The following is a 25,292-nucleotide window of genomic DNA, read 5'->3' on the forward strand; positions in this document are numbered from 1 at the left end:
GGGCGACGGATGGGAGCCCGGTACTTCGCAGCCTCGGACGGATACGTCGACGACGCGGCCGACGCATTGCAGTCCACCCCGGTCTACGTCTCGCCGGAGGTCGGCGGCGCGGCGGCACTGCAGGACGCGTTGCTCGCACAGGTCGGCGACGACTCGATCGGCATCGCCGTGTTCTCGGACAACGCCGCGCTCGAGGCATCCGGTCCCGAGATCGTGACCCAGCTCGCCGAGACGACCGGCTACGACACGATCATCGTCGCGGTCGGCGACGACCTGTCGGCCGGGTCGCGCGTGCTCGACGCGGGCGAGGCGATGCAGATCGCGAACCAGGCGGAGTCCGGAGCCGACAGCCTCGACCTGGCGCTCTCCGAGACGGTGCAGGGCGTGCAGGCCGCCGCCGAGCCGTCGCCGTTCGTCGGCGGCGGAGAGGGCGGGGGCGGCATCGGTCCCGGCTACGCGCTCGTGCTCGGCGCGGCGGTGCTCGTCGCTGCGGCCGGAGCGGTGTTCGGGGTGGTCCGCGCGCGACGGCGTCGTGCGCGCGGGGGCGGCGAGGGGAAGCTCCCCGAGCCCATCCGCCGCCACGTGGCGACCCTGCGGACGCTCGCCGGCGAGTACGCGCAGGTCGGCGCGCGCGGCAACGCCGCCGCCCAGCAGACCGCGAACGACACCATGCGGATCGCCGAGAACGTCGAGGAGCTGTTCGTCAGGCTCGACCGCGCCGGAGGCGGGCAGCGCGGGATCGCCGCCATCGAGTACGACGACACGCTCCGCAAGCTCACCGCGGCGCTCGACCGCGACTACCTGCTCGACATCCTCACCCACCCGCACCTCTGGGACGACCCCGACGAGCGCGTGCGGGAGGTGCGCGATGCGGTCGTCGCGGTCTCGGGCGAACTCGTGGAGAACATCAAGCAGGTCAACGCGCGACGCGGGCTGCACTTCCAGGTCTCGCTCGACGGCCTCATCGGCGGGCGCGAGGAGCTGCAGGAGTGGGAGCGCGCGTTCGAGCGCGCGTCGGGCGAGCGCGCGCTCGGCGAGGGCGACGGCCGGTTGCCGGGATCGGGCGCGTGACTCGAAGGCGGATGCCGCGCCCGCGGCGGTCGTCGACGGGGTCGTCGGTCCTGTAGGCTCATCCAGCCGGTCGGACGAACGGCATCGGAGCGGCGGAGCCGCCCCACGCGGATGTAGCGCAGCTGGTAGCGCGTCACCTTGCCAAGGTGAAGGTCGCGGGTTCGAACCCCGTCATCCGCTCCACGTCAAGGCCCCTCCTCCCACCCTCGTTCGCGACGGCGTCGGGCCCGCTCGGAGTCCGCGCCGTCTAGTCTGGGGCGGGTCGACACGCACGCGAACGGGGAACGGGGTGCGCATGGGACGGATCCGCCGGATGGCCGGGATCGGGCTGCTCGCCCTGGCGAGCCTCGGGCTGGCGGCGTGCTCGGAGCCCGTCGCACCGCCGACGTCGACCGACCCCGTGACATCCGCCGCCGACATGGCCGAGGCCGCCGCCTACTGCGAGCAGCGCGGCGGTGAGGTGCAGCAGCGCCAGCCGGCGTGGCAGACGGGGCTCGACGAGGACGACTGGGTGCCGCTCGGCGACCCGGTCGCGGTCTGCCGATTCCAGACGCTCGACGACGAGGCCCAGTCGCGCATCTACGTCGACCTCGTGACGATCACGTCCGACGAGCCGACGCTCGCGGCGCTCGCGTACCTGTCGCGCACCGAGATCCCCGACGATCCTCCGGGGAACCCCGCCTCCGCGCTCTGCGCGGCGCTGGGCGGCACCAGTCGCTTCGGCTCGAGCGAGTCGGGCGGGCTCACCGCGCCCGACGACCCCGACGACCCGGTGGTCGCGCCGTGCACGTTCGCCGACGGCTCGTTCATCGACGAGTGGGGCATCGCGTACTACGCCGAGGGCACGGTGCGGGGGATCGACCTCTCGAGCGTCTTCACATTCGACCGGTCGACGCTTCCCGAGGTGTTCTGAGCGGGTCGTCCGCTACGCACGCGCCTGCGCCAGCGCCAGCACCTCGACGCTCGGCAGGCCGGCCGGGAAGGAACCGGGGACGAGCAGCTTCGACCCGCGGATGCCGCTTCCGACGATCAGGTGCTCGTGCGACGCGCCCTCAGGGCCGCCAGCGTCGGCGCCGCGAGCAGGTCGGGTGCGTCGAGGGCCGGACCGAATTCGAGCGAGCCGAAGTGCATGGTGAGCAGGCTCTGACGGATGCCGCAGCTCGCGTGCGGTCCGCTCGGGCTGCGCCCGTCGGACGCCGGCGAGCGCCTGGGTCCAATGACCCGACCCTGCGGATCGACATCGGGTTGACTCGAGACGTGGTCCGGCGGGAACACGCCCGGACACCGGTCGAGGAGGTGACGCCGATGATGTGGGACTACGGCTTCGGCGGATGGTGGATGTGGCTACCCGGACTCCTCTTCGGGGCGCTCGTCATCGCGGGCATCGTGGTGCTCATCGTGCTGCTGGTGCGATCGGCCTCGGGGCACGGAGGAACCGGCGCCGCGTACGGCGGGGGGTCCGGGAGCATGGCCCGGCCCGATCGGGCGAAGGAGATCCTGGAGGAGCGACTCGCTCGCGGCGAGATCACGCCTGACGAGTTCCGATCCCTGGTGGCGACGCTCGACGAGGGTCGACGGGGAGGCGGAACGGCGTAGGACCACGCCCCGCGCCTCGCAGGTCGAGGACCTACCATCGATGCACCGGCCGGATCGGACGGAGGCATCGGGCATGGTCGACGACCCGCGACGCGACGCGTGGCAGTACCGCCTCGAGCGGTGGGAGCGCGAGCAGGCGCGCGGCCGCGGCGAGGCGGGCGAGGACGCTGCCGACGCCGATTCATCGTCTGCGGTCGCGGCGCCGACGGATGCCACGGGGCCGACGGGTGCCGCCGAGCCGACGCCGGAACGGCCCGCCGAGCGAACGACGGCAGGATCGCTCGCCGCCGAGCGGGCGGCGTACGTCGAAGTCGTGATCCAGCAGGCGATCCGGCGCGGCGAGTTCGACGACCTGCCGGGGGCGGGCAAGCCATTGCCGGGCCTGGGTCGCCACGACCCCGACTGGTGGATCCGCCGCAAGATCGAGACCGAGCGGCTCACCGGCCTCGGGCCGCCCGCGCTCACGCTTCGCGTCGAGGCCGCGGAACTCGAGGACCGCCTCGATCGACTCCACCGCGAGCACGAGGTGCGGGAGGCGGTCGCCGACTTCAACACGCGGGTCGCCGAGGCGCGCCGCCAGTTGCTGGGCGGCCCTCCGGTGGTCACGCCCACGCGCGACGTCGATGCCGAGGTCGCCGCCTGGCGCGAGCGGCGGGACGAGCGCCGCCGGGTCGCCGCCGAGGAGGCGGAGCGCGCGCGCGCCGAGGAGTCGGCCGCCGGGCGCGGCCGCGGCCGTCGCGGCTGGTTCCGCCGCGGCTGAGCGCGTGGTGATGCGGCGCGCGCCGATCCGCCGCGCGGCCTAGTCCAGCGCGTCGAGCCTGAGCGTCACCCCGCGGACGTCGTCGCCGAGCACGGTCGCCATCACGTGCGCCGCGTGGTTCGGGCCGTACTTGCGCGTGTACTCGGCGTCGAGCGCCTCGTGCAGCTCCGCGTCATCCGATGGGACGTCGATGAACGCGACGTCGCGGATGATGCCGGCCGACTTGATCCGGCCGACCCCGGCCTCCCTCGCTCGTCGGTACCATCCGTTCTCCGGTCCGTAGCCGGAGCGGACGAACAGCTCGTCGCCCACCCGGACGACCCACACGGTCGTGAACGGGCGCAGCGAGCCGTCGTCGCGCACCGAGGCGATCTCGAGCTGATCGGCCGCGCCCACGCGGTCGACTTGGTCGTCGGTCCAGCCGTGCATGTTCGGTCCTCTCTCATACGGGAGCGGCGGCGAGGCTCACACGAGTGTCGGCTCCTCGCCGAGCGGCTCGATGAGCGATGGGTCGTGCGGGTCGATCCGACGGTGGTTGTTCACGCGCGGGTCGACCTCGTACTCCGAGATCGTCGGCGCGACGCGATCGGACTGCGCGATGAGGAAGTCGACCATCGCCGACGCCTCGGCGGGGGAGAGCTTCTCGGGATCGAGGTAGTGGTCGATCGCGTCGAGCGGGAGGTAGACCGGCATCCGGTCGTGCACCTCGCCGGACGCATCTCGCGCCTCGCGCGTGATGATCGAGGTCGAGACCTCCCAGGTGCCGTCGTCGAGCTTGCGCGCGGTCGAGATGCCCGCCGCGGCGAGCACGTCGCCGGGGCCGTGGAGGTAGTGCGCGCGCTTCTTCCCCGGCTCGCCCGTCCACTCGAAGTAGCCGCGCATGGGGACGACGCACCGACCCGAGGCGAACGCGCCCTTCCACAGCCCGTTCGACGCCACGGTCTCGATGCGGCTGTTGAACTGCGGCCGCTTCGAGTCCTTCATGAAGGCGGGATGGAAGTCCCACCGCGCAGGCTCGAGGCGGCGGACGAACTCGCCGGTATCGGAGCGGGCGCGCTCGCGGACGATCGGCACCGTGTCGGTCGGCGCGAGGCTGTACGACGGCCGCCAGTCGGCGAAGTCGTTCTCGGCGTCGAAGACCGCGGTGAGGTCGTCGGCCTGCTGCGAGACCACGAATCGTCCGCACATGTCGGGTCGCCCTTCGAATTCCGGATGCCGCGAGCCTACGCCGCGCCCCCGACGCCCGTCACGGGCGTCACTCGCCCAGTCCGACGGAAAACGCATCCTGTTGCAAATGCGTTCGCATGGGTAGCGTGAAGAGCAGAGATCGGCCCGTCCGGGCCGGCGAGCCGCCCGATGTCGTGCGGCTCGTCCGTCGGAAGGCGCCGTTCACACATGTGAAGCACGTTTCGTGGAGCGAAGAGAGAGGGCACCACCGATGAGATCCTCACCCAGACACGCGCCGTGGCGCAGACGCGCGATCGCGGCATCCGGAGCACTGCTGCTCGGGGCGTCGTTGATGACGGCCACCGCGGCCGCGGCCGGCGACGACCCCCGCGAGGGACTCGGCGGAGGCCTGTACGACGCCGAGATCGCCGCCAGCGGCGTCGAGCTGCTCGAGAGCCTGCCGATCCCGGCGGGCTTCGTGATCAACTCCGACCTGGCGTTCACCGGCGACAAGGCCGTCGTCGGCAGCTTCTCGGGCTTCCAGGTCTTCGACATCTCCGATCCGGCCGCGCCGGTGCTCGAGACGGCGTTCGTGTGTCCCGGCGGCCAGGGCGACGTCTCCATCCACGGAGACCTGATGTTCATGTCCGTCGAGGCGAGCAACGGCCGCGTCGACTGCGGTACGCAGGGCACTTCCGGCGCCGTGGACCCCGAGCGCTTCCGCGGCGTCCGCATCTTCGACATCAGCGACCTCTCGAACCCCGTGCAGCTGCCGGGCGTGCAGACCTGCCGCGGTTCGCACACGCACACCATCGTGACCGACCCGGATGACGCGGAGAACGTGTACGTCTACAACTCGGGCACCTCGGGCGTGCGTTCGCCGCTCGAGCTCGAGGGCTGCGAGAACGCGGCGCTGACGACCGAGCCGGTCACCGAGGGCAACCCGACGCAGTGGCGGATCGACGTCATCAAGGTGCCGCTCGCGGCGCCTGATACGGCTGAGATCGTCAGCCAGCCCCGCATCTTCACCGATGTCGAGACCGGCGCGTACAACGGGCTCCAGAACACGCTGCCGGGCACCGCGCAGCACCCCAGCGGGTCGTTCTACTCTCCGACGCCGAACACCAACACCTGCCACGACGTGACGGCGTTCCCCGAGATCGGGCTCCTCGCCGGCGCCTGCCAGGGCAACGGCATCCTCGTCGACATCAGCGACCCGGTGAACCCGGTGCGCATCGACGCGGTCTCCGACCCGAACTTCTCGTACTGGCACTCGGCGACGTTCAGCAACGACGGCACGAAGGTGGTCTTCACCGACGAGTGGGGCGGCGGGACCGGAGCCCGATGCCTCGCCCAGCACGAGCCGTCGTGGGGCGCGAACGCGCTGTTCGACATCGTCGGCGGCGAGCTCGAGTTCGCGAGCTACTACAAGCTGCCGGCTGCGCAGACGACCGCCGAGAACTGCGTGGCGCACAACGGTTCGATCATCCCGGTGCCCGGCCGTGACGTCATGGTCCAGGCCTGGTACCAGGGCGGTGTGTCGATCTTCGACTTCACCGACACGGCGAACCCGGTCGAGATCGCGTACCTCGATCGAGGCCCGATCAACCCGAACGCGCTCGTGCTCGGAGGGTACTGGTCGACCTACTGGTACAACGGCAACGTGCTCGGCAGCGAGATCGCCCGCGGCTTCGACAGCCTCGCGCTGAGCGCGAGCGACTGGATGTCGGACAACGAGATCGCGGCCGCCGGAGAGATCCAGCTCGACGTGTTCAACGCCCAGACCCAGTCGATGCTCGTGCACGCGCCGAGCTTCGCGGTGGCGGGGTCCTACGTCGACCAGGCCGAGCGATCAGGCGACCTCACCGCCAAGCAGCTCGCACAGGTGCGCAAGCACCTCGCCGAGGCCGAGGCGCTGGAGGCCGACGGATCGAGCAGCAAGTCCGTGATCGCGCAGCTCGACAACGCGATCAAGAAGTCGGGCGCCGCGTCCGACTCGGCGGTCGTGCAGGCGATCCTCGACCTGAAGGCGACCTTCAGCTGAACCGGACGGTGGGGAGGCCTCGCGGCCTCCCCACCGCAGGACGATGCCCGGCGATCATCGGATCGCCGGGCATCGTCACGTCCGGGGGTGCGGAGAGGCCTGCGCTAGGAGCCCAGTTCGGCGAGCATCTGCTGCATCCGCGCGATCTCGATGCCCTGGTCGCCCTCGACATCGTTCGCGAACCGGTTGACCATGATCTCCATGCCGCCGCCGGCCGCCCGCAGGTCGGCGACCATCTGGAGGGCGCCGCCGTGGTGCTGGATCATGTACTCGAGGAACAGGCGCTCGAAGTCCTCGCCGGTGGCCGCCTCGAGTGACTCGAGCTGCTCGTCGGTGAGCATTCCGGGCATCATCTCGGCGCCGTGGTCCGCGTGGTCGCCTTCCAGCGGTGTGCCGCGATCGCGCAGCCAGTTCGCCATGAACTCGATCTCGTCCTCCTGGCTGACCCGCATCCGCTCGGCCATGAGCCGGAGGTCGCGATCGGTCGTGCGCTCGTCGACCCACTCCGTCATGGTCACGGCCTGGTCGTGGTGCACGATCATCATCTGCATGAACGCGATGTCGGCGTCGGTGTGCTCCGGCTGGCCGATCTCGGCGGCCTCCTCGGGCGAGAGCGTGCGGTTCTCCTCGCCCGGCGCGCCGAGCTGGACCACGGGGCTCGTCGACTCGGGCGAGTCGTTCCCGGTCGTGCACGCGGTCATGCCGAGTGCGAGCAGGAGCGCTGCTGCGACGCCGAAGGACCGAGCCGATGCCGCCATCCGAATACCTCATCCACGTCGAAGGGAACGTCATGCGTGCGGTCGGGTTCGGCCCGCCGCGCCGCAGGTCACGTCAGGCTAACCCGGATCATCGTCCCGCGCGAACGCCGGCATCGAGGCATCCCGCCCGTCGACGCCCGGCAGGGTGCAGGATGACCGCATGGCCATCGGACTCCGCACGGACGTCCTCCGCCCCACGGGCTCGGAGCGCGCCGATCGCGTCACCTACGTCGAGCTCTTCTTCGACCTCGTGTTCGTGTTCGGCCTCACCCAACTCGGTGCGTACCTCTACGAGGACCAGACCGTCCTCGGTGCGCTCGAGGGCACGATCATGGTCTGCGCGCTGTGGTGGGCGTGGGTGTCGACGACCTGGGTGACGAACTGGCTGGACCCCGTCCGGGTGCCGGTGCGCATCGCGGTCATCGCGCTCGCCTTCGTCGCCTTCGTCATGAGCGCCGCGATCGCCGAGGCGTTCGGCGACCGGGCGTGGACCTTCGCACTCGCCTACATCGTGCTGAAGCTCGGCCGCGCGGGGTTCATGGTGTGGGCCACCGCGCGGCATGATCGCCAGGTCGCGCACGACTTCGGCAACGTGCTCGCTTGGGCGCTCGCCGGATCGGCGCTGTGGATCGTCGGCGCCCTGCTGCCGCTGTCCGCCCAGTTGCCGTTCTGGGCGGCGGCGCTCGCGGTCGAGCTCGTCGGCAGCATCCTCGGCTACCCCGTCCCCGGTCGCGGACGCATGGAGATCGGGAGGTGGGACGTCTCGGGCGCGCACATCGCGGAACGGACGGCGCTCTTCGTGCTCATCGCCCTCGGCGAGGGCCTGCTCGTGACCGGATTCGCGTTCGTCGCGGAGGAGTCCTCGCCAGATCGCGTCATCGCCGTCGTGACCGCGTTCGTTGCGGCCGCCGCCTGCTGGTGGATCTACTTCGACCACGGCGAGCGGATCGGGTCCGAGGCCATCGAGGCGTCCGACGCACCCGGACGCGTGGCGCGCACCGCATACTCGTGGGTGCACCTGCTGATCGTCGGTGGCATCGTGCTGCTCGGCGTCGGCGACAAGGAGGTGCTCGGGCATCCGCACGAGCAGGGCGTCGCCGCGGTCGTGACGGTGCTCGGCGGCCCGCTGCTGTTCCTCACCGGCACGGTGCTGTTCCGGCGGGTGCTCGAGCGGCGGTGGATCCGGGCGCAGATCGCCGGTATCGCCGCGATCCTCGTGGTCGCCGTGGTGTCGCCGTGGCTGGATCCGCTCGGCACTGGGCTGCTCGCCGCGCTCGTCCTCGTCGCGACGGCGGTCGGCGAGAGCGTCGAGCGGATGCGGCGCAGCGCGCCGAAGGGCGGTTGACGGCGCTCAGCGCCCGCCGAACTCCTCCTGGTCGTCCTCGGGGTCGGCGACCTCCTCCATGACGTACTCGACGTCGTCCTCGCCGACGCCCTCCGCCTCGAGCTCCTCCTCGTACTCGATCTCCGCCTCCTGGCCCCGGTTGAACGGGCCCTCGAGCGGGTCGACGAAGCTGGTCATGGCATCCCCCTTCAGATGGCCGTCCCGGCGGTCGGGCGGCCGCGTGCCCTCAGGTTAGACCCGCCGGCGCGTGCGGCGGAACGGGTCGCGGCAACCTCGCACCTCACCGACGGGGGAGTGCGAGGATCCGCTCGAACGCGGCATCCGCGACCCGGTCGACGACCTGCAGTCCGGGGTGCGCATCGTGGAACGCGACGATGCGCCGGGCGCCCTCGTCGAACGTGACGGTGGTGCGGAACTCGGGCACGAGCGCCTTCACCTTGGCGTTGTCGAACACCATCGAGTGCGCCTTGTCGCCGAGCAGGCCGGGGCCCCAGTCGGGGTGGACCGCGGCGATGGTCTCGGACGCCACGTGCACGAGCTCCGGGTCGCGCACACCGGCCGCCTCCGCGAGCCACCGGTAGATCTGGTTCCAGGTCGGGGCGTGGTCGCCCGTGATGTGGAACGCGTCGCCGACGGCCATCGGATTGCCGAGGAGTCCCACGAACGCGACGGCGAAGTCGTCGTGGTGGGTGATCGTCCACAGGCTGGTGCCGTCGCCGTGGACGACCACGGGCCGCCCGGCGCGCATGCGCGCGAGGTCGGTCCAGTGCCCGGTCGTCGGGATCAGCGTCGCATCGTACGTGTGCGAGGGCCGCACGATCGTCGCGGGGAACCCGCGCTCGCGCACGGCATCGACGAGCAGCTGCTCGCACGCGATCTTGTCGCGCGAGTACTGCCACTCGGGGTTCACGAGCGGTGTCGACTCCGTGACGGGCAGGCGACTGGGCGGCGTCTGGTAGGCCGACGCCGAGCTGATGAAGACGTACTGGCCGATCCGCCCCTCGAAGAGGTCGAGGTCGGCCTGCACGTGCTCCGGCGTGAACGCGAGGAACTCGCAGACCACGTCGAACTCGAGCGGGTCCGCCGTCCCGCGGCCGAGCGCGGCGCGCATCGTGTCGGGGCGGCGGATGTCCGCGACGACCTGTCGCACGTCGGGTGGCAGTGGTCGCAGGCTCGACGAGCCTCCTCGATTCAGCACCGTCACGTCGTGCCCGACCTCGACCGCGCGTCTCACGCAGGCCGAGCTGATGACGCCGCTGCCGCCGATGAACAGGATCCGCTTCGCGCTCGTGGCCATCGACCCATGCTGTCACTCTGCGCGCCGACGCGCTCCCCGCACGGGCACCCTCCCGCACGCGCTCCGCACTCGAAGTGAGGTTCGCGCGCCGAAGTGAGGTACGGAACCCCACTTGGGCGGGCAAACCTCACTTGGGGCGTGCGGGCTCGGGACGGTGCGCGCTACGCGGCCGACCAGCCGCCGTCCGACGCGAGCACGACGCCGTTGATGTTGATGCCGTCGTCGGAGAGCAGGAAGGTGATCGACGCGGCGAGGGCCTCGGACTCCGCGGCATCGGGCAGCAGGGCCATCGCCTGGCGCACGCGCTGCGCGCCGAGCGGCGACGCGAAGGACGCCTCGATGTTGGTGATGGTCGGGCCGGGCGCGACGGCGTTCACGCGGAGCCCGCTCGGGCCGTACATGAACGCGGTCGACTTGGTGAGGCCGACGACGGCGTGCTTCGACGCGGTGTACGCGACGCCCGCGGCGGAGCCGCGGAGGGCGGCCTCGGAGGCGGTGTTCACGATCGAGCCGTAGCCCTGCGCGAGCATGCCGGGCACGACCGCGCGCATGAGCTTCATCGTGCCGTCGACGTTCACGCGCATGACGCGCTCCCACACGGCGTCGGTGAGCTCGCCGATGGGGGTCATGTCGTCCATGATCCCGGCGATGTTGGCGAGGCCGTCGATGCGTCCGCCTGCGGCCGCGAGGATGTCGGCGATCTTCGCGTCGTCGGTGATGTCGGCGACGAGGGTCACGACCTCGGCGCCGTCGTGCTCGGCCGCGAAGGCGTCGAGACGCTCCTGCGAGACGTCGACGGCGACGACCCTGCCGCCCTCGCGGACGATGCGCGAGGCGGTGGCCCGGCCGATGCCCGAGCCGGCGCCGGTGACGATCACGGTCTTGCCGGTGAAGCGGCCCTGGTCGATGCGCTCGACCCACTCGGGGCGCTCGACGGCGTCGACCTCGTCGGCGGCCGCGGCCTCGGGTGCGGCTGCCTCCGGGGCGGATCCCGCGGGCGCGCCGGCCGGGACCTCGCCCGCCGCCGCGCGTGCGACCAGCTGGTCCACCATCTCCTGCGAGAACGAGCCCTTGCTGAGCTTGATCAGGCGCTTGAGTGCGAGGCGGTGGACCGGGCGGAGGACGTCGGGGTCCTGTCCGGCCTGTGAGAGCAGGTCGCGGATGATCGGCCCGCCGACGGGGTCCTCGAGCCAGGTCTTGATCGAGGAGTCGCCGGTGAGGGGCTTGCTGGGGCTCATGAGGGGTTCCTTCTGATTCTCTCGGTCCGTGTCCTCCGCGGACACCGGACAACCTTGTCCGGTAGTAACCTAACACCCATGCCCGAGCGACGACAGGGAGAAGGTCCCAAACCGCGCAAGCCGAACCTCGGCCCGAGCGCCGGGCCCGCCAACCGGCGCGCCCTCCTCGCCGCGGCGCGCGAGATCTTCGCCGCCGACGGCCTCTCCGCGCCCTTCAGCGCGATCGCCAAGCGGGCCGGCGTCGGCCAGGGCAGCCTCTACCGGCACTTCCCCGACCGGCTCTCGCTCGCGGTCGCCGTCTACGAGGAGAACCTCGACGAGCTCGAGGCCGCCGTCGCCCCGCCCGACGCCGGACTCGATGCGCTGCTCCAGGGCGTGATCGCTCAGGCGATCGTCTCGACGGCCCTCATCGACCTCATCACCGCGCACCCGCACGACCCCAGGGTCGAGCGCCTCGGCGCTCGCGTGCGCGACATCGCCGTGGCCGCGGTCGCGCACGAGCGCGAGACCGGCCGGTTCGGTGCGCACGTCGACGTCGACGACGTGCTCCTCGCAATCTCGATGCTCGCCGGCCTCGTGGCGCGGACCGAGCCGGCCGAGCGCGCCGCGACGGCCGATCGGGCCTGGGAGCTGCTGCACGCGGCGTTCGAGCCGCGCGGCGGCTAGTCGCCGTCCGCGAGCGGCGGCGCGCCGCCCCCCGGCCCGCCCGGCCACCGCCCGGCCCACGGATCGTAGTCGGCGAGCAGCGGACCCTGTTCGGGCCGCTCCGCCTCCGGCACGTGCTGCAGGTTCACCCGCACCCGGTACCAGAGCGAACTCGATCCGCGCATGCCGTCGACGAGTACGTCGGCCGGCGTCAGGTGCGGCACGACCCCGGCGTTCGACGCCTTCCATCGCTCGAGCGCGTCCAGCGCCTCCGGCCTGGTCTCGGTGCGGGCCACCTCGATCAGCGGCATCGTCGAGACGCGGCGCCCGGTGCCGTCCCCCCTCGCGGCGCCCCGCGGCGCCTTCTCGGCGGGACCGAGCTCCTCGGCCAGGCGTAGCAGCCCGTCGAGCGAGCCGACCGCGCCGTCGATGCCCGCGTGCGGGTCACCGCGCTCGGCGAAGCGCTCGAGCACGGTCGTGACGGTGAACTCCTCGGGCCGCCTCGACCTGACCTCGTCCCAGTCGAGCGGCGTCGAGACGCGGGCGTCCGGCAGCGGCCTGACCGAGTAGGCGGAGGCCACGGTGCGGTCCTTCGCGTTCTGGTTGAAGTCGACGAAGACGCTCTCGCCGCGCTCCTCCTTCCACCAGCGCGCCGACGCGAGCCCGGGCGCGCGGCGCTCGACCTCGCGGGCGAGCGACTCCGCGGCGAGCCGGACCTCGCGGAAGTCCCATCGCGGCTCGACGCGCACGAGCAGGTGGATGCCCCGCGAGCCCGAGGTCTTCGGCCAGCCGACCAGCCCGTGGTCCTCGAGCACGTCGCGCGCGACCATCGCGACGTCGACGATCTGCGACCAGTCGACGCCCGGCATCGGGTCGAGGTCGACGCGCAGCTCGTCGGGGTGGTCCAGGTCCTCGGCGCGCACGGGGTGCGGGTTGAGGTCGAGGCATCCGAGGTTCACGACCCAGGCGAGCCCCGCGGCGTCGCGCACGACCGCCTCCTCGGCCGACGTCCCGCGCGCGTACTGCAGCGTCGCGGTGTCGATGAAATCCGGATGGCTCTCGGGGACGCGCTTCTGGAAGAACGGTTCGCCGCCGATGCCCTTGACGAAACGCTTGAGCACCATCGGCCGCCCGCCGGCGCCGCGCAACGCGCCGTCGGCGACTGCGAGGTAGTACTCGACCAGGTCGAGCTTCGTCAGCCCGGGATCGGGGAAGACCACCCTCCCCGGGTGGCTCACGCGAACCTCGTGGCCCCCGACCTCGAGGACCATGGCGTCGTCGCTGCGGGCCGCCATGACACCACGCTAGGGGGTGACCGTCGCCGACGCGCCCTCGGTTCCGCCGGAGTCAGAGGTCGTCGGAGCGGTGCGCAGCGGATCGGCCTCATCGCCGGAGCCGTCCCCGCTGAGGTCCTCGGCCTGCTCGTCGTCCCGCACCGGGGCGCGACGCAGCTGGATGAGGATCGCGGCGGCGAGGCACGAGGCCCCCACCAGCGCGAGCAGCGAGCCGACCGACGACACGTCGCCGCCGACCGCCGCGAACGCGTCGGCCAAGTGCAGGCCGAGTGCGAATCCGGCCCACCAGAGGAAGAACGTCGTCGCGTGGATGAGGAGCAGGCCCACCGTGACCACGTCGTGCGACGTGACGATCCCGCGGCGGGCGCCCTGGATCGCGACGATCGACCCCGCGGCCGTCGCGAGCGTCGCGCCGAACGCCCAGACGAACGGCCCGCCGTCGATCACGCCGTAGCGCTCGACGAGGATCGCATAGATCTGCGCGAGCGAGAGCTCCGGGACGGTCGCGATCGGGTTCCAGACCAGCAGGTGCAGGGCACCGAGCGCGACCACCGCGAGCTCGGCCGCGGCGAGGACCGCGACCGCGACGCGGACCCGTTCGGGGCGGCCCGCGACGCCGCGGCGCTCGGACAGGCCGAGCGCGATGAGCGCGTACCCCCCGACGGCGGCCGCGAGGGCGAGCAGGATCAAGAACGGCGAATCGCCCACGCCCGTGAGCTGGACCGCGATCGGAGCCGCGACCGCCGCGAGCACGGCCGCCCAGCGCCGCCAGGCGCGCGGCTCGCCGGCGGTGAGCAGCAGCAGGAGACCGAGCGGGAGCGCGCCCCACACCGCGACGACCTCGACCACATCGGACAGGGCTCCGACCACCGTGCGCTGGACCGGCGAGGCGAAGCCGGGCACGGCGAGGTCGACCGACACGCTCGTCGCCGCGAGCACGACCGCGACCGCGAGGAACGACGCGCCGGCACGGGCGCGGCGCCCGGCGAACACTCCGTTCCGCGGCATCCGGGTCATGACGACCTCATCTCTTGTCCGGCAGCAGGTGCCCCCGGTCCCCACCATGGCACGGATCACGAGGCGGCGGAAGCGCCGCCGGCGCGGCTCAGTTCGGGTGCGTGGCGTCGGCGTGGGGGCGGCGGTCGCGGTGCACCGTAGCGTGCGCCCACGGGTGCAGGATGTCGAGCTGCACGAGGGTCGCCGCGAGTTCGAGGAGGCCGAGGCCGAAGTAGACCGCCTGCAGCGGGCTGAACGGGATGAACACCATCTGGACGAAGACCCAGACGAGCATGCCGAAGCCCGCGACGGCGCAGGCGATCATCGCCCAGCGCATGCGGCGCGAGAGCATGACGAACGCGACGAGGTGCGTGCCGCCGACCACGAGCGCGAGCGCGAGTCCGGGGATCACGAACGACGTGAACGGCGACCCGTCGAGGTAGTCGAGGGGGATCGCCATCGCAGTCCCGCTGAAGTCGAGCACGCCCCCGAGCACGAGTGCCGCCCCGCCGAGCACGCTCGTGATGCCGACGAAGATCTGCACGGTGAGCAGCACGCGACGCGCGATGCCCTGCATGGTCATCGTCGACACCCCCTCCGACGCGGGCCGGGTCGGCACCAGCATGTTCCGCCTCCGCGCGGGCGCGGGGGCCGAAGGTCACGCGGATGCCACGGCGCCCCCGCCGTCGTCAGTAGCCGGATGCCGCAGGCGGGACCGTCCTCGGAGAAACGCCGGCATCGCCGTCGCGCGGCTCGGCCGCGCGCTCGAGCGCCTGCTCGAGGTCGCGGGCCAGGTCGTCGACGTGCTCGAGCCCGACCGAGAGGCGGACGAGCCCGTCGGGGATCGTGTCCGCCTCGGCGGGCCAGCGGCGGCGGCGCTCGAGCTGCGACTCGACGCCGCCCAGACTCGTCGAGTGCACCCAGACGCGGGTCGACGCCGCGACGCGCTCCGCGGCATCCGCCCCGCCCGTCACGACGATCGAGATGATCGTGCCGAAGCCGGGATAGCGGACCTCGTCGAGCATGGCGTGGTCCGCGAAGCGGGCGGCGAGCTCCCGCGCGTTGGCCTGGGCGCGTTCGAGGCGAACGGGGAGGGTGCGCAGGCCCCGGAGCGCGAGGAATGCATCGAGGGGGCCCGGGATCGCGCCGCCGAGGCTCCGGCGCGTCACGATGCGATCGCGCAGGGCGGCGTCGCGAGTGATCACCGCGCCCATGACGACGTCGCTGTGGCCCGAGATCGACTTCGTCGCCGAGTGCACCACCAGGTCGGCGCCCGACTCCAGCGGGCGCTGGAGCAGGGGCGTCGCGAACGTGTTGTCGACCGCGAACAGGGCGCCGGCCGCCCGTGCGGCGCGGCCGATCGTCGCGAGGTCGGCCACCTCGAGCGCGGGATTGGTGGGCGACTCGACCCAGACGAGGTCGGCGCCCTGCGCGGCATCCGCCACCGCCTGGGCGTCTCGCACGTCGACGTACCCGACCGTGACGTTCCGGGTGGCGACGAGGTCGTCGAGCAGGCCGATCGTGCCCGTGTACGAGTGCCGCGGCGCGACGACGACCCCGCCCGTCGGGACGAGTGCGAGGACCGCCGAGATCGCGCCCATGCCCGACGCGAACGCCACGCACGCCCCGCCCTCGAGAGCGCCGAGCGCCTCCTCGAACGCGGTCCACGACGGATTGCCGTACCGACCGTACGCGGTGGGGCCGCCCTCGTGGAACGTCGACGCGAGGTGCACGGGCGTGCTCATCGGACCGTCGGGCTCGCGAGGCGGGCGGCCGGCGTGCACCGCGACGGTCTCCGGGTGCAACCGCTCGTGCGGGGCATCGCCTTCCCGCGCTTCGTGGGATCGGTCGTGCATGGGTGGTCCTCTCGTCGACGCTCCACGTCGATCCTCGCCGATCGACCGGCCGGCGGCGACCGCCTCACTCGTCGATGACGGGGTGCACGACGGCGTCGGTCACGTCCACCTCGACGCCGACGATCGAGGGCACCTGGGACTCGAGCGCATCGCGGAGTTCGGACACCGGGGGGATGCGCCCGCCCGGCGCCTGCACCGAGATGCGTGCGACGAGGCTCTTCCAGGTGATGCCGTCGACTTCGCCCTCGCCGTCGGCGATCCACTCGTTGGCGGCGGCCTGGATCCGAGCGGTCCACGTGGCCTGGGCCACGATGACGAAGGTGTTCAGCCCGAGCGGGATCACGGTCAGCACCGTGAGCACCGAGATGATCGTGTAGGCGCGCCGGCGTCGGACGGGCTGCGCGAGCGCGTCGCGCGAGTAGCCCGCGAGCGTGAACACGATCGCCCCGGCGATGATGAGCGCGACCACGTTCGAGAAGAAGAGCAGGAACGCGCCGATCGCCCCGTCGAAGTCCCCCTGGCCGAGCGTGACCCCGACGACCGCGAGCGGCGGGACCAGCGAGATCGCGATGGCGACGCCCGGAAGCACTGCGCTGAGGTCCTTCCGGCTCATCGCGAAGGCGCCCGCGACGCCGGTCGCGAGCGCCGCGACGAGGTCCATCAGCTGCGGGGAGGTCCGCCCCGCGATCTGGGCGTTCCCGCTGAGGTTCGCGCCGGCCGGCAGCACGATCGAGAACGCGGCGCCGATGAGGATCACGGCGCCCACGGAACCGGCGACCCAGACGACGGATGCCACGACGAGCCGGGCGCGACCCGTCACGATCCCGGCGGCGATGCCCAGGATCGGGGTGCCCAGCGGGGCGATGATCATCGCGCCGATCACGGTGGCCGTCGAGTCGAGCAGGACGCCGGCGGCGGCGATGATGCCCGACAGCACCAGCATGATCACGAAGCCGCTCCGCTTGCCCACGCGATCGCCCGACCCGAGGTCGAGCTGGTCGAGCAGGTCGGTCAGCGGATTGCGCTGCAGCGTCGGCAGCAGCAGCGCGGTCAACTTCGCCACACCCGGATGATCCCACCGGGCGCGGGCCGCGACAACCGCGCACGCCGCGGGATGCGGGTTCGGGCGAAGACGGTGGCGGGGCGCACACTGGAGGGGTGAGCCCCGACCTCGCGCTCGACTGGCGCGCTCCGCACGAGACCGACGTCGCGCAGACGCTCGGCGTGCTGCGACGAGGTCCCGGCGACCCGACCTTCATGCGCGCGCCCGACGGCGCGGTCTGGCGCGCGACGTTGACCGATGCCGGCCCGGCGACGCTGCGCATCGTGCAGCGCGGCGCCGACCTCGTCCGCATCGAGGCGTGGGGGCCCGGTGCGCAGGCGGCGGTCGCCCTCGCCCCCTCGATGCTCGGGGAGCGCGACGACACGACGGGCTTCCGCACCGGCGTCGACGAACTCGACGCCGCGCACCGGCGCAATCCGGGCCTCCGAGTGCCGCGCACCGCCCGGGTGATGGAGTCGCTCGTGCCCGCGATCCTCGAGCAGAAGGTGATCACGCTGCAGGCGCACGCCTCATGGCGTCGCCTGGTGCTCGCGTTCGGCTCGGCGGCTCCCGGCCCGGTTCCCCGCCCGATGCGCGTCGCGCCCTCCGCCGACGGATGGCGCGCCATCCCGGCCTGGGAGTGGCACCGGGCCGGGGTCGACCCGAAGCGCGCGGCCGCCGTCCAGCGGGTCGCGGCTCGCGCCTCCCGCATCGAGGAGGCGGCCGACCTCGTGCACGCCGACGCCGCCGCCCGGCTGACCCTGTTCCCGGGCATCGGCGCGTGGACGGCGGCCGAGGTCGGGCAGCGCGCGTTCGGCGACCCCGACGCGGTGTCGGTCGGCGACTACCACCTGGCGAACTACGTCGGGCACGCGCTGTTCGGGCGCGACATGACCGACGGCGAGATGCTCGAGGCGCTCGCGCCGTGGGCAGGCCAGCGCTACCGGGTGATCCGACTGATGATGGCGGCCGGACTGCGTGGGCGACCCCGGCGCGGCCCGCGCATGTCGTTCGTCGACCACCGCGGCCGCTGATCCCCCGCACCCGGCAGGGCGCGTCCCGCCGAGTGACCTTCGGCCCGACTGGCGCGCACCGCCCGGCGCGAGGCTGGGTGCACGCCGTCGGGATACGGCGCGAAGGGGTGATCGGACGTGTTCACGCAGATCGTCGTCGGGTGGGACGGGTCCCCGAACTCGGAGGCAGCGCTGAGGTGGGCGGCCGCCCGTGACGACGCGGCACCGCTCCTCATCGTGCACACCGTGCCGGGCGCGGACACGTCGAGCGAGTACCTGCGGGCGACCGGCGACCTCCCGGAGGCGAGGGTCGAGTTGATCGACCGCGCCGGGCGGCTGCGCGCCGAGCACGCCGGACGCACGGTCGACACCCTCACGGTCCACGGCCGCGCCGACAAGGAACTCGCGGCGTACCTCGACGGCGGCGCGCTCGTCGTCGTCGGCGGGTCGCAGAGCGGCCACGAGACCGCGTGGACCCTCGGCGCCCGACTCGCGGGAAGGCGGGGTCGCGGCGCGGTCGCCGTCGTCCCGCCCGACTGGGAGACCGTCGAGCGCCGCGCGGTCGTCGTCGGCGTCGACGGGTCCGACGAGGCGCGCGCGGCGATCCGCGTCGGCGTCGACGAGGCCGCCCGCTCCGGGCGCCCGCTCGAACTCGTGCACGCGTGGGTCGTGCCGACGAGCTGGAACTCCGCGTATGTCGAGTACCTCGGCGATGTTGCGCTCATGGAGGAGATGCGACGCGACGTGCTCGACGACGCCGTCGAGTTCGCGCGATCGCTCGGCGGCGAACCCGCCGGACGGCTCGAGCGCGGATCGGCCGCGGCGGTGCTCGCCGAGTACAGCGACACCGCGAGCGTCGTGGTCGTCGGCAGCCATGCGGCGGGCGGCATGGCCCGCTTCCTCCTGGGATCGGTGAGCCACGACCTCCTGCTGAGCGCCGCCGGTCCCGTCATCGTGGTCAGCGACGTGGGCTAGGCCATGGGTGAGCGGACCATCCGGTTCCTCGGCGCGGCGGACACCGTCACCGGGTCGCGCCACCTCGTCGAGTCCGGCGGCACCCGCGTGCTCGTCGATTGCGGGCTGTTCCAGGGCTACAAGGTGCTCCGCGCACGCAATCGGCAGCCGTTCCCCGTCGAACCGTCGACGATCGACGCCGTCGTGCTGACGCACGCGCACCTCGACCACTCCGGGTACCTGCCGGCGCTCGTGCGCGACGGCTTCGCGGGCCGCATCCTCGCAAGCCCCGGCACCATCGAACTCGCCGAGATCATGCTGGCCGACAGCGCGTACCTCATGGAGGAGGAGGCCCGCCACGCGGCATCCCGCCACTGGTCGCGGCACGCCGACCCCCGCCCGCTCTACACGTCGGAGGACGTCCGCCGGACGATGCCGCGGTTCGAGCCGCTCGACTTCCACGAGTCGCGGCGCATCGCCCCCGGCGTCGAGGCGCGTCTCACGCGCGCGGGCCACATCCTCGGCGCGGCGCAGGTGCGGCTCGACGTCGACGGTGCGACGGTGCACTTCACCGGGGACCTCGGCCGCCCCGACGACCCGCTCATGCGCCCGCCCGAGTCGCTCGAATCGTGCGACGTGCTCGTCGCCGAGGCCACCTACGGCGACCGGGCGCACCCGGCGGACGATCCCGAGGGCCGGCTCGGCGACGTCATCCGCCGCGTGACGCGACGGGGCGGAGTGGTGCTCATCCCGGCCTTCGCGGTGGGCCGGACGGAGACCGTGCTGCTCCACCTCTCGCGCCTCGCGGACCGCGGCGAGCTGCCGGACGTGCCGATCTACCTGAACAGCCCGATGGCGGTCGACGCCGTCGAGATCTACGAGCGCCACCCCGAGGAGCACCGGCTCGGCGATGACGAACTGCGGCGCATGTACGGCCTCGCCAGGCGGGTCACGTCCGTCGACGACTCCAAGCTGCTCAACCTTCGCGGCGGCCCGCTCGTGATCCTCTCCGCGAGCGGGATGCTGACCGGCGGGCGGATCCTGCACCACCTCGACGCGTACGGCTCGGATCCGCACAACGCGATCGTGCTGACCGGCTTCCAGGCGGGCGGCACGCGCGGGGCCGCGCTGCAGGCGGGCGAGCGCTCGCTGCGGCTGTTCGGACGGGATCTCCCGATCCGTGCCGAGGTCGTGACGATCGAGTCGATGTCGGCGCACGCCGACGCCGAGCAGGTCCTCGGCTGGATGCGCGGGACGCCGGAACCGCCGGGCATGACGTGGGTCGTGCACGGCGAGGCGCACGCGGCCGACACGCTGCGCGCGCGGATCCGACGCGAACTCGGGTGGTCGGCACGCGTGCCCGATCAGGGTCAGGCCGCCGAGATCGTGCCGAGGTCGGCCGGCGCCGCCTCGCTGGACCCGGTCGCGGCGATCGACGCGTCGATCTGACGGACGACCGCCGCCGCGATACGCTCCCGACCACCGGACGACTCAGGAAAGGAAGCCCCATGGACGAACAGGACGACATGCGGCCCCCCACGCAGCACCTCAGCGAGGAGGAGTGCTGGAAGCGCATCGAGGCGGCGCCGTTCGGGCGCATCGCCGTGTTCGCGGCGGGCGAGGTCGACATCTTCCCGGTGAACCACGTGGTCGATCGCGATGGCCCTGACGGACCCGCGATCGTCTTCCGCACCGCGGCCGGGACCAAGCTGCTCGAACTCACGATCCACTCGCACGTCGCCTTCGAGGTGGACGGCTACACCGACGAGGACGCGTTCAGCGTCGTCGCAAAGGGCGAGGCGCGCCAGCTCGAGCGGCAGAGCGAGATCGAGCACGCCGAGACCCTCGGCGTCCACCCGTGGGCGCCGGAGCCGAAGGACCGGTGGGTGCGCATCCAGCCGACCGACGTGCGCGGGCGCGAGTTCCGGCGCTGAGCGGCCGGCTCGTCGGCGTCCTCCCGACTCAGCCGACGAGCGCGTCGAGCGTCGGGTGCAGGTGACGGGTGACGAGGACGGATGCCGCGTGCTGCGCGCCGACCTCGAGCGCCGCGTCGATGCCGGCGCCGTCGAGCACGGCGTGGAGCACGCCCGACATGAAGGCGTCGCCCGCGCCGTTCACGTCGACCACCTCGACGGGCACGGCGTCGACGCGGTGCTCGGTCACGCTCCCGCTCGCCGAGGTGAGGGCCACGGCGCCCTCGGCACCGAGGGTGCACACCGCGAGACGGGCGCCCCCGTCGACGACCCGTCGCAGGAACGGCATGGGGTCGCCGCCGAGGCGATCGGCGTTGAGGAACACGGCGTCGGCCGCGTCGAGGAAGGGCCGGTGGAACTCGCTCGTGCCGTCGTAGTCGTGGAGGTCGGTCCAGATCGGCCGGCCCGAGGCCCGCGCGTCGGGGATGAGGCGCCTCGACCGCTCCGAGAGGTCGAGCACGATCGCCGCGGCGTCCTCCATCGCGGCGGTCAGCCGATCGTCCTCGGGCGAGTCCCGGTCGTCGGGCGTGGACAGGTAGATCGACACGCGCTCGCCGAGCGGCGTCATGAGGTTGAGGTGGCGTTCGGTGCGCGCCCCGTCGACGACGTCGAGCCCGAGGCCGTCGACCCGCTCCAGGATGTCGCGAAGGCGTTCGCCGTCGGGGTCCGACCCGATCAGGGTGAACAGCGTCACCGGGCGCCCGAGCGCGGCGAGCCCGAGCGCCTTGCCGGCGGACGTGCCGCCGACCGTCTCGTGGTCGCCGTGCGCGAACTGCATGTGCGGCACGGGCTCGGGCAGGTGCTCGAGTCGCACGATCCGGTTCCACGATGCGGGCCCGGAGACCACGACCCTGCCGCTCACGCCATGCTCCCGTCCGACCGCGTCGGTCGCGGCATCCGCTCCCCATCCTGCCGTGGTCCCCGGTGCCGCATCGACCGGGCCCCGCCGCGTCAGGTGGACAGGGTGAAGTCGTACCGGATGACGTCGGCACCGTCGCGTACGACCGTCATCGGGGGTGCGGGCGCCGCCGGCGGCTCGTCGCTCCGGACGAGTCGCGTCGGGTCGGCGATCCGCGCGGAGAGCTCGTCGACCAGCTCGGCCTTCGGGATCTTCACGAACCTGCCGTGACGCGTCACCGAGATCGCGGCCCACACGTCGTCGCGGCCGTCGGCGTTGAGCACGTCCTCGACGAACCTGACCGGTGTCGCATTGTGGCTCCCGTGGTGGCCGACCTTGTAGAAGGTCGTCCGCGCGAGCAGGTCGCGGCGCACGTCGTCGTCCAGGTTGACCTTCCAGGTGCCCCACTGCGCGTCGCCCGGGAAGAGCAGCACCGCCTCGCCGATCTCGAACACGAGCATCAGGCTGGTGTTGTTGACGGCACTCTCGAGCGCCACGGCGCCCATCAGCAGCGATCGCCGTGCGATCTCCCGGAGACGCTCCTCGACCGCGGCCGGGAGCAGGTCCGGGGGCGGCACCGCGATCGGCTCGAACGGCAGGCGGTCCGACGAATCGAGATCGGGTCCGCCGTCGTCGGCGACGCGGAGGAAGCTCTCACCGGACGGCGGGTTCATGTCCCGGATGATGTCCTCGTCGCGCGACGGGCCGAGGACGTGCACGTTCACGCCGGGGAGGGCCTTCTCGGTGTCGAGCGTGCCCGGCTCGCGATCGAGGAAGCGGCGCTCGGCCCCGCTCGATCCGCCCTTGAAGCCGCGGTGCACCGTCGCCATCGCCGCCTCGTTCGAGAGCGCGAGGGTGTTGTCGATGACGTGGTCGACCAGCTCGATCTCGGTCTCCGACATCGCCGCGAACCGTCCCGCATCGCGATCGACTCGCAACGACTGCGCGAATGACGCCATCGTCTGGAGGATGTCGCGAGCGACGGGGTCGTCCGGATCCTCCGTCCAGGGCAACCACACCTCGGACACGGCGACGCGTCGCCAGAGTTCGCTCGCGAAGCCGGACACGTGATCCCGGTGACGGTGCGTGATCACGACGACGTCGATCGAGGGGCCCGTTCCGTCGTCGACGTCGGCGACGATCCGCTCGACGACGTCGTCGATGCTCCGCGCCGACCCCTGCTTGATCGAACCGCAGTCGATGAGGACCTTCCGCTCACCTCCATCCGACGGTATGCGCAGCAGGAAGCAGTCGCCGAAGCCCACGTTGTACATCGAGACCGTGACGTCATCCATGATCCGCCCTCCCCTCGGCCCTCACCCGCCGGCCCGAGCGGCCCCGGGGTCCTCCGCTCGGCGCACCGGAGCCGTCTGGTGGACCAACGCGAAGTCGAAGCGCTCCTGCATGCGTTCCGCGAATCCCCGGTCGTCGCCGAACCACGCCGAACGAGGGTCGCGCTGGTCGCACTGGTCGACGAACTCGGAGATCCCGGCGAGCCGCCCCGTCGCCCGCCCCTGTTCGTCGACGTCGTCGGCGAGCGGCTTGGCGATCACGTAGCGGGGGGACCCGTCGCCCGAGAACACCACGGTGGTTCCGGCCCGCACGTCGAGGCCGCCGACCGGGTCCACGGCGCCGTCGTCGCGAACCTGCACGAACTGCGCGGTCGCCTCGGTGAGCGGCAGGCCGTCGCCGCCGACGCGGAACACGAGGTCGAGGCCGTCGACCTCGATCGGCCTGGCGGGCGAGTCCGGCGCGAGGCCGAGCAGTCCATGATGGCGCTGCCCGTACGCACGCACCTCGCTCTCGAGGTCGTGCCGCTCGAGGTTCCGGCGTTCGAGGCGCTTCCGTATCCGGGCGGACGTGTCGAGGTCGGCCTCACCGGCCGGTGCCGCACCCCACTCGGCGACCTCGAAGGCCGCGAGCCGGTCGAGGACCGTCGGTGCGAGCGCCTCGGGGACCTCGCCGAAGGGGCCGGTGAGGCCCGGCCACAGGAGCGATTCCTCGTTGGGCGAGAACACGTCCCTCGGGTGGATGCCGCGGGACAGGAACGCGTCGACCAGGTTGGCGCGGAGGTCGTACGGGTCGCTGGGGTTGAGCTCGCGATCGGCGGTGACCAGGGCCCGCAGGTAGTCGCTGAACGTGATGTCGAGTGGAGGCAGGTAGTCGAAGGCGCGGATGCACAGGTCGAGGACGCGCTGCGCGGTGTCGCTCGCCTCGTCCGTGATCCGCTTGACGAGCTCGGCGCCGAGGAATCCCTCCCCCAGCAACCCGGTTCCGCCCGTCGCGATCCGGATCAGGTCCTCGACGCGCGCGGAGTACGTCGAGAAGAACGCGTCGAAGACCGCGCGGACGAGCACGGCGCCGCGATCGTGCGGCTCGAACGTGTCCTCGTAGGTCGCGATCTCGTCGATCCGATCGCGCGCGCTGCGCAGCGCTCGGCCGCCGCCGGTCGAGTGTCCGAACTGCGCGGCCAGCTCGAGCAGCGGCCCCGGTCGGGACAGGTCGGTGCGACCCGCCTGCACGGCGTCGGCGAGCACGCCGGGGAAGCCGAAGTGCTGGAAGATCGCGACGATGTCGGCGATCGCCTCGTGGAACGCGTAGACGTCCTTGTTGGTGGCGTCGCGGAACCGGGGTCGGAGGTTGTGGACGATCGCGTGCGTGACCTCGTGGGCGATGATGTCGTGGGACAGGCAGGTGAAGATCCACTGGTTGGGCAGGTTGTCACCCGGATCGTCGGGATCGGCCCGGAAGTAGCCGAAGTAGATGGCGTTCGTGCTGGGATCGAAGAACGCGTTGCGTCCATGGAACGCATGGGGGACGAGGGTGACGGGATCTCGGAACTGCATGCGGCGCCCGAGGGCGCGCTCGAAGTTGGACACCACCTTCATGGCGACGGCGTAGACCATCTGCTGGTGGAACTTCGGGTCGTCGACCGTCGGCGGGAGCCCGCCGCCCGCGACGAGGCTCGGGTTCTCGAGGTCGACCACCTCGTAGAACTGCTCACGGCCGGCGTCGTAGTCGATCACGTCGAACAGCCGGCCCCGGAGCCGGACGTTCACGCCCTGGTGCTGTTCCACGCGGAGGGACTCGTGGGGGATCTCCAGCGAGATCCGGAACCGACGCCGCCTGCCGAGCTGCGGGTCGAAGGCGTAGATCTGGAGGTTCCGGGATGCCAGCGTGCCGTGCCCGCGAACGGTCGGCTGCGACGAACCCAGGTCACGGGGCATCTCCGGCGACCCGTACTGCTCGGACGGAACCGATGAGAACTTCGAGGCGGATCGCATGATCGACTCCTTCCCCCCGATGATCCCGAGCGTATGGATTCCGGCGACGATCCTCCACTG

The 25,292-nt window shown here is 72.2% G+C and carries 25 protein-coding genes and 1 tRNA gene; 12 read left to right on the plus strand and 14 right to left on the minus strand.

What is annotated here, in order from left to right:
* Positions 1-9: 9 nt before the first annotated feature.
* From ABME02_RS09745 to ABME02_RS09765, 5 genes are all read left to right on the plus strand, one after another.
* Positions 10-1,071 carry a hypothetical protein gene (locus ABME02_RS09745; protein ID WP_353815092.1) on the plus strand — a complete coding sequence of 354 codons (1,062 nt, stop codon included), beginning with the start codon at positions 10-12 and terminating at the stop codon, positions 1,069-1,071.
* Positions 1,072-1,178: 107 nt separating this feature from the next.
* A tRNA-Gly gene (locus ABME02_RS09750) sits at positions 1,179-1,254 on the plus strand.
* A gap of 112 nt (positions 1,255-1,366) precedes the next feature.
* Positions 1,367-1,984 carry a DUF333 domain-containing protein gene (locus ABME02_RS09755; protein ID WP_353815093.1) on the plus strand — a complete coding sequence of 206 codons (618 nt, stop codon included), beginning with the start codon at positions 1,367-1,369 and terminating at the stop codon, positions 1,982-1,984.
* A 344-nt stretch (positions 1,985-2,328) separates the two neighbouring features.
* The gene (locus ABME02_RS09760; protein WP_353815095.1) at positions 2,329-2,667 is read left to right on the plus strand and encodes an SHOCT domain-containing protein; all 339 of its coding nucleotides are present in this window, start codon (positions 2,329-2,331) and stop codon (positions 2,665-2,667) included.
* 73 nt (positions 2,668-2,740) lie between these two features.
* Positions 2,741-3,427, plus strand: coding sequence for a DnaJ family domain-containing protein (locus ABME02_RS09765; RefSeq protein WP_353815096.1), 687 nt, complete (start codon positions 2,741-2,743; stop codon positions 3,425-3,427).
* 39 nt (positions 3,428-3,466) lie between these two features.
* Here ABME02_RS09765 and ABME02_RS09770 read toward each other — a convergent pair whose 3' ends face one another.
* The gene (locus tag ABME02_RS09770; RefSeq protein WP_353815097.1) at positions 3,467-3,856 is read right to left on the minus strand and encodes a DUF2255 family protein; all 390 of its coding nucleotides are present in this window, start codon (positions 3,854-3,856) and stop codon (positions 3,467-3,469) included.
* 36 nt (positions 3,857-3,892) lie between these two features.
* Entirely contained in the window at positions 3,893-4,615 is a 723-nt protein-coding gene (locus ABME02_RS09775; RefSeq protein ID WP_353815098.1) for an SOS response-associated peptidase, read from the minus strand.
* A 331-nt stretch (positions 4,616-4,946) separates the two neighbouring features.
* Here ABME02_RS09775 and ABME02_RS09780 point away from each other — a divergent pair, with 331 nt between their 5' ends.
* Complete coding sequence (locus ABME02_RS09780) at positions 4,947-6,638, plus strand: LVIVD repeat-containing protein (RefSeq protein ID WP_353815099.1); 1,692 nt, start codon at positions 4,947-4,949, stop codon at positions 6,636-6,638.
* Positions 6,639-6,742: 104 nt separating this feature from the next.
* Here the strand turns inward: ABME02_RS09780 and ABME02_RS09785 are convergent, their stop codons facing one another.
* A complete protein-coding gene (locus ABME02_RS09785) occupies positions 6,743-7,396 on the minus strand; it encodes a DUF305 domain-containing protein (protein ID WP_353815100.1) in 654 nt (217 codons plus the stop codon).
* Positions 7,397-7,556: 160 nt separating this feature from the next.
* Between ABME02_RS09785 and ABME02_RS09790 the strand changes: the two genes are divergently transcribed.
* Entirely contained in the window at positions 7,557-8,741 is a 1,185-nt protein-coding gene (locus ABME02_RS09790; RefSeq protein ID WP_353815101.1) for a low temperature requirement protein A, read from the plus strand.
* A gap of 6 nt (positions 8,742-8,747) precedes the next feature.
* Here the strand turns inward: ABME02_RS09790 and ABME02_RS09795 are convergent, their stop codons facing one another.
* From ABME02_RS09795 to ABME02_RS09805, 3 genes are all read right to left on the minus strand, one after another.
* Positions 8,748-8,918 (minus strand): hypothetical protein, encoded by a 171-nt coding sequence (locus tag ABME02_RS09795; RefSeq protein ID WP_353815102.1) that lies wholly within the window; start codon positions 8,916-8,918, stop codon positions 8,748-8,750.
* 103 nt (positions 8,919-9,021) lie between these two features.
* Positions 9,022-10,038, minus strand: coding sequence for an SDR family oxidoreductase (locus ABME02_RS09800; protein WP_353815103.1), 1,017 nt, complete (start codon positions 10,036-10,038; stop codon positions 9,022-9,024).
* Positions 10,039-10,199: 161 nt separating this feature from the next.
* Positions 10,200-11,276, minus strand: a complete 1,077-nt coding sequence (locus tag ABME02_RS09805) for an SDR family NAD(P)-dependent oxidoreductase (RefSeq protein ID WP_353815104.1) — start codon at positions 11,274-11,276, stop codon at positions 10,200-10,202.
* 78 nt (positions 11,277-11,354) lie between these two features.
* Between ABME02_RS09805 and ABME02_RS09810 the strand changes: the two genes are divergently transcribed.
* Complete coding sequence (locus ABME02_RS09810) at positions 11,355-11,942, plus strand: TetR/AcrR family transcriptional regulator (RefSeq protein ID WP_353815105.1); 588 nt, start codon at positions 11,355-11,357, stop codon at positions 11,940-11,942.
* Here the strand turns inward: ABME02_RS09810 and ABME02_RS09815 are convergent.
* The 5 genes from ABME02_RS09815 to ABME02_RS09835 all read right to left on the minus strand — a co-directional run bounded on the left by ABME02_RS09815 (position 11,939) and on the right by ABME02_RS09835 (position 17,131).
* Complete coding sequence (locus tag ABME02_RS09815; RefSeq protein WP_353815106.1) at positions 11,939-13,216, minus strand: DNA polymerase domain-containing protein; 1,278 nt, start codon at positions 13,214-13,216, stop codon at positions 11,939-11,941. The two genes, ABME02_RS09810 and ABME02_RS09815, sit on opposite strands and share 4 nt — an antisense overlap.
* A 9-nt stretch (positions 13,217-13,225) precedes the next feature.
* On the minus strand, positions 13,226-14,233 hold the full coding sequence (locus tag ABME02_RS09820; protein WP_353815107.1) for a hypothetical protein: 1,008 nt from the start codon (positions 14,231-14,233) through the stop codon (positions 13,226-13,228).
* Between the two features lie 88 nt (positions 14,234-14,321).
* Positions 14,322-14,837, minus strand: coding sequence for a hypothetical protein (locus ABME02_RS09825; RefSeq protein ID WP_353815108.1), 516 nt, complete (start codon positions 14,835-14,837; stop codon positions 14,322-14,324).
* 64 nt (positions 14,838-14,901) lie between these two features.
* Positions 14,902-16,068, minus strand: a complete 1,167-nt coding sequence (locus ABME02_RS09830; RefSeq protein ID WP_353815109.1) for a trans-sulfuration enzyme family protein — start codon at positions 16,066-16,068, stop codon at positions 14,902-14,904.
* A 64-nt stretch (positions 16,069-16,132) separates the two neighbouring features.
* Positions 16,133-17,131, minus strand: coding sequence for a TIGR00341 family protein (locus ABME02_RS09835; protein WP_353815110.1), 999 nt, complete (start codon positions 17,129-17,131; stop codon positions 16,133-16,135).
* A 95-nt stretch (positions 17,132-17,226) separates the two neighbouring features.
* Between ABME02_RS09835 and ABME02_RS09840 the strand changes: the two genes are divergently transcribed.
* The 4 genes from ABME02_RS09840 (at position 17,227) to ABME02_RS09855 (ending at position 21,011) form a co-directional block, all read left to right on the plus strand.
* Complete coding sequence (locus ABME02_RS09840; protein WP_353815111.1) at positions 17,227-18,144, plus strand: DNA-3-methyladenine glycosylase family protein; 918 nt, start codon at positions 17,227-17,229, stop codon at positions 18,142-18,144.
* 117 nt (positions 18,145-18,261) lie between these two features.
* On the plus strand, positions 18,262-19,098 hold the full coding sequence (locus ABME02_RS09845) for a universal stress protein (protein ID WP_353815112.1): 837 nt from the start codon (positions 18,262-18,264) through the stop codon (positions 19,096-19,098).
* A gap of 3 nt (positions 19,099-19,101) precedes the next feature.
* On the plus strand, positions 19,102-20,526 hold the full coding sequence (locus ABME02_RS09850; protein ID WP_353815113.1) for an MBL fold metallo-hydrolase RNA specificity domain-containing protein: 1,425 nt from the start codon (positions 19,102-19,104) through the stop codon (positions 20,524-20,526).
* A 59-nt stretch (positions 20,527-20,585) separates the two neighbouring features.
* Positions 20,586-21,011 (plus strand): pyridoxamine 5'-phosphate oxidase family protein, encoded by a 426-nt coding sequence (locus ABME02_RS09855; protein ID WP_353815114.1) that lies wholly within the window; start codon positions 20,586-20,588, stop codon positions 21,009-21,011.
* Between the two features lie 28 nt (positions 21,012-21,039).
* Here ABME02_RS09855 and ABME02_RS09860 read toward each other — a convergent pair whose 3' ends face one another.
* The 3 genes from ABME02_RS09860 to ABME02_RS09870 all read right to left on the minus strand — a co-directional run bounded on the left by ABME02_RS09860 (position 21,040) and on the right by ABME02_RS09870 (position 25,232).
* Positions 21,040-21,912: a carbohydrate kinase family protein gene (locus tag ABME02_RS09860; protein ID WP_353815116.1), complete on the minus strand. Its 873-nt coding sequence runs from the start codon at positions 21,910-21,912 to the stop codon at positions 21,040-21,042.
* Positions 21,913-22,001: 89 nt separating this feature from the next.
* A complete protein-coding gene (locus tag ABME02_RS09865) occupies positions 22,002-23,243 on the minus strand; it encodes an MBL fold metallo-hydrolase (RefSeq protein ID WP_353815117.1) in 1,242 nt (413 codons plus the stop codon).
* A 21-nt stretch (positions 23,244-23,264) separates the two neighbouring features.
* Entirely contained in the window at positions 23,265-25,232 is a 1,968-nt protein-coding gene (locus ABME02_RS09870; protein WP_353815118.1) for a gluzincin family metallopeptidase, read from the minus strand.
* Positions 25,233-25,292: the final 60 nt, after the last annotated feature.

The sequence above is a fragment of the Agromyces zhanjiangensis genome, from assembly GCF_040496055.1.
Taxonomy (GTDB): domain Bacteria; phylum Actinomycetota; class Actinomycetes; order Actinomycetales; family Microbacteriaceae; genus Agromyces; species Agromyces zhanjiangensis.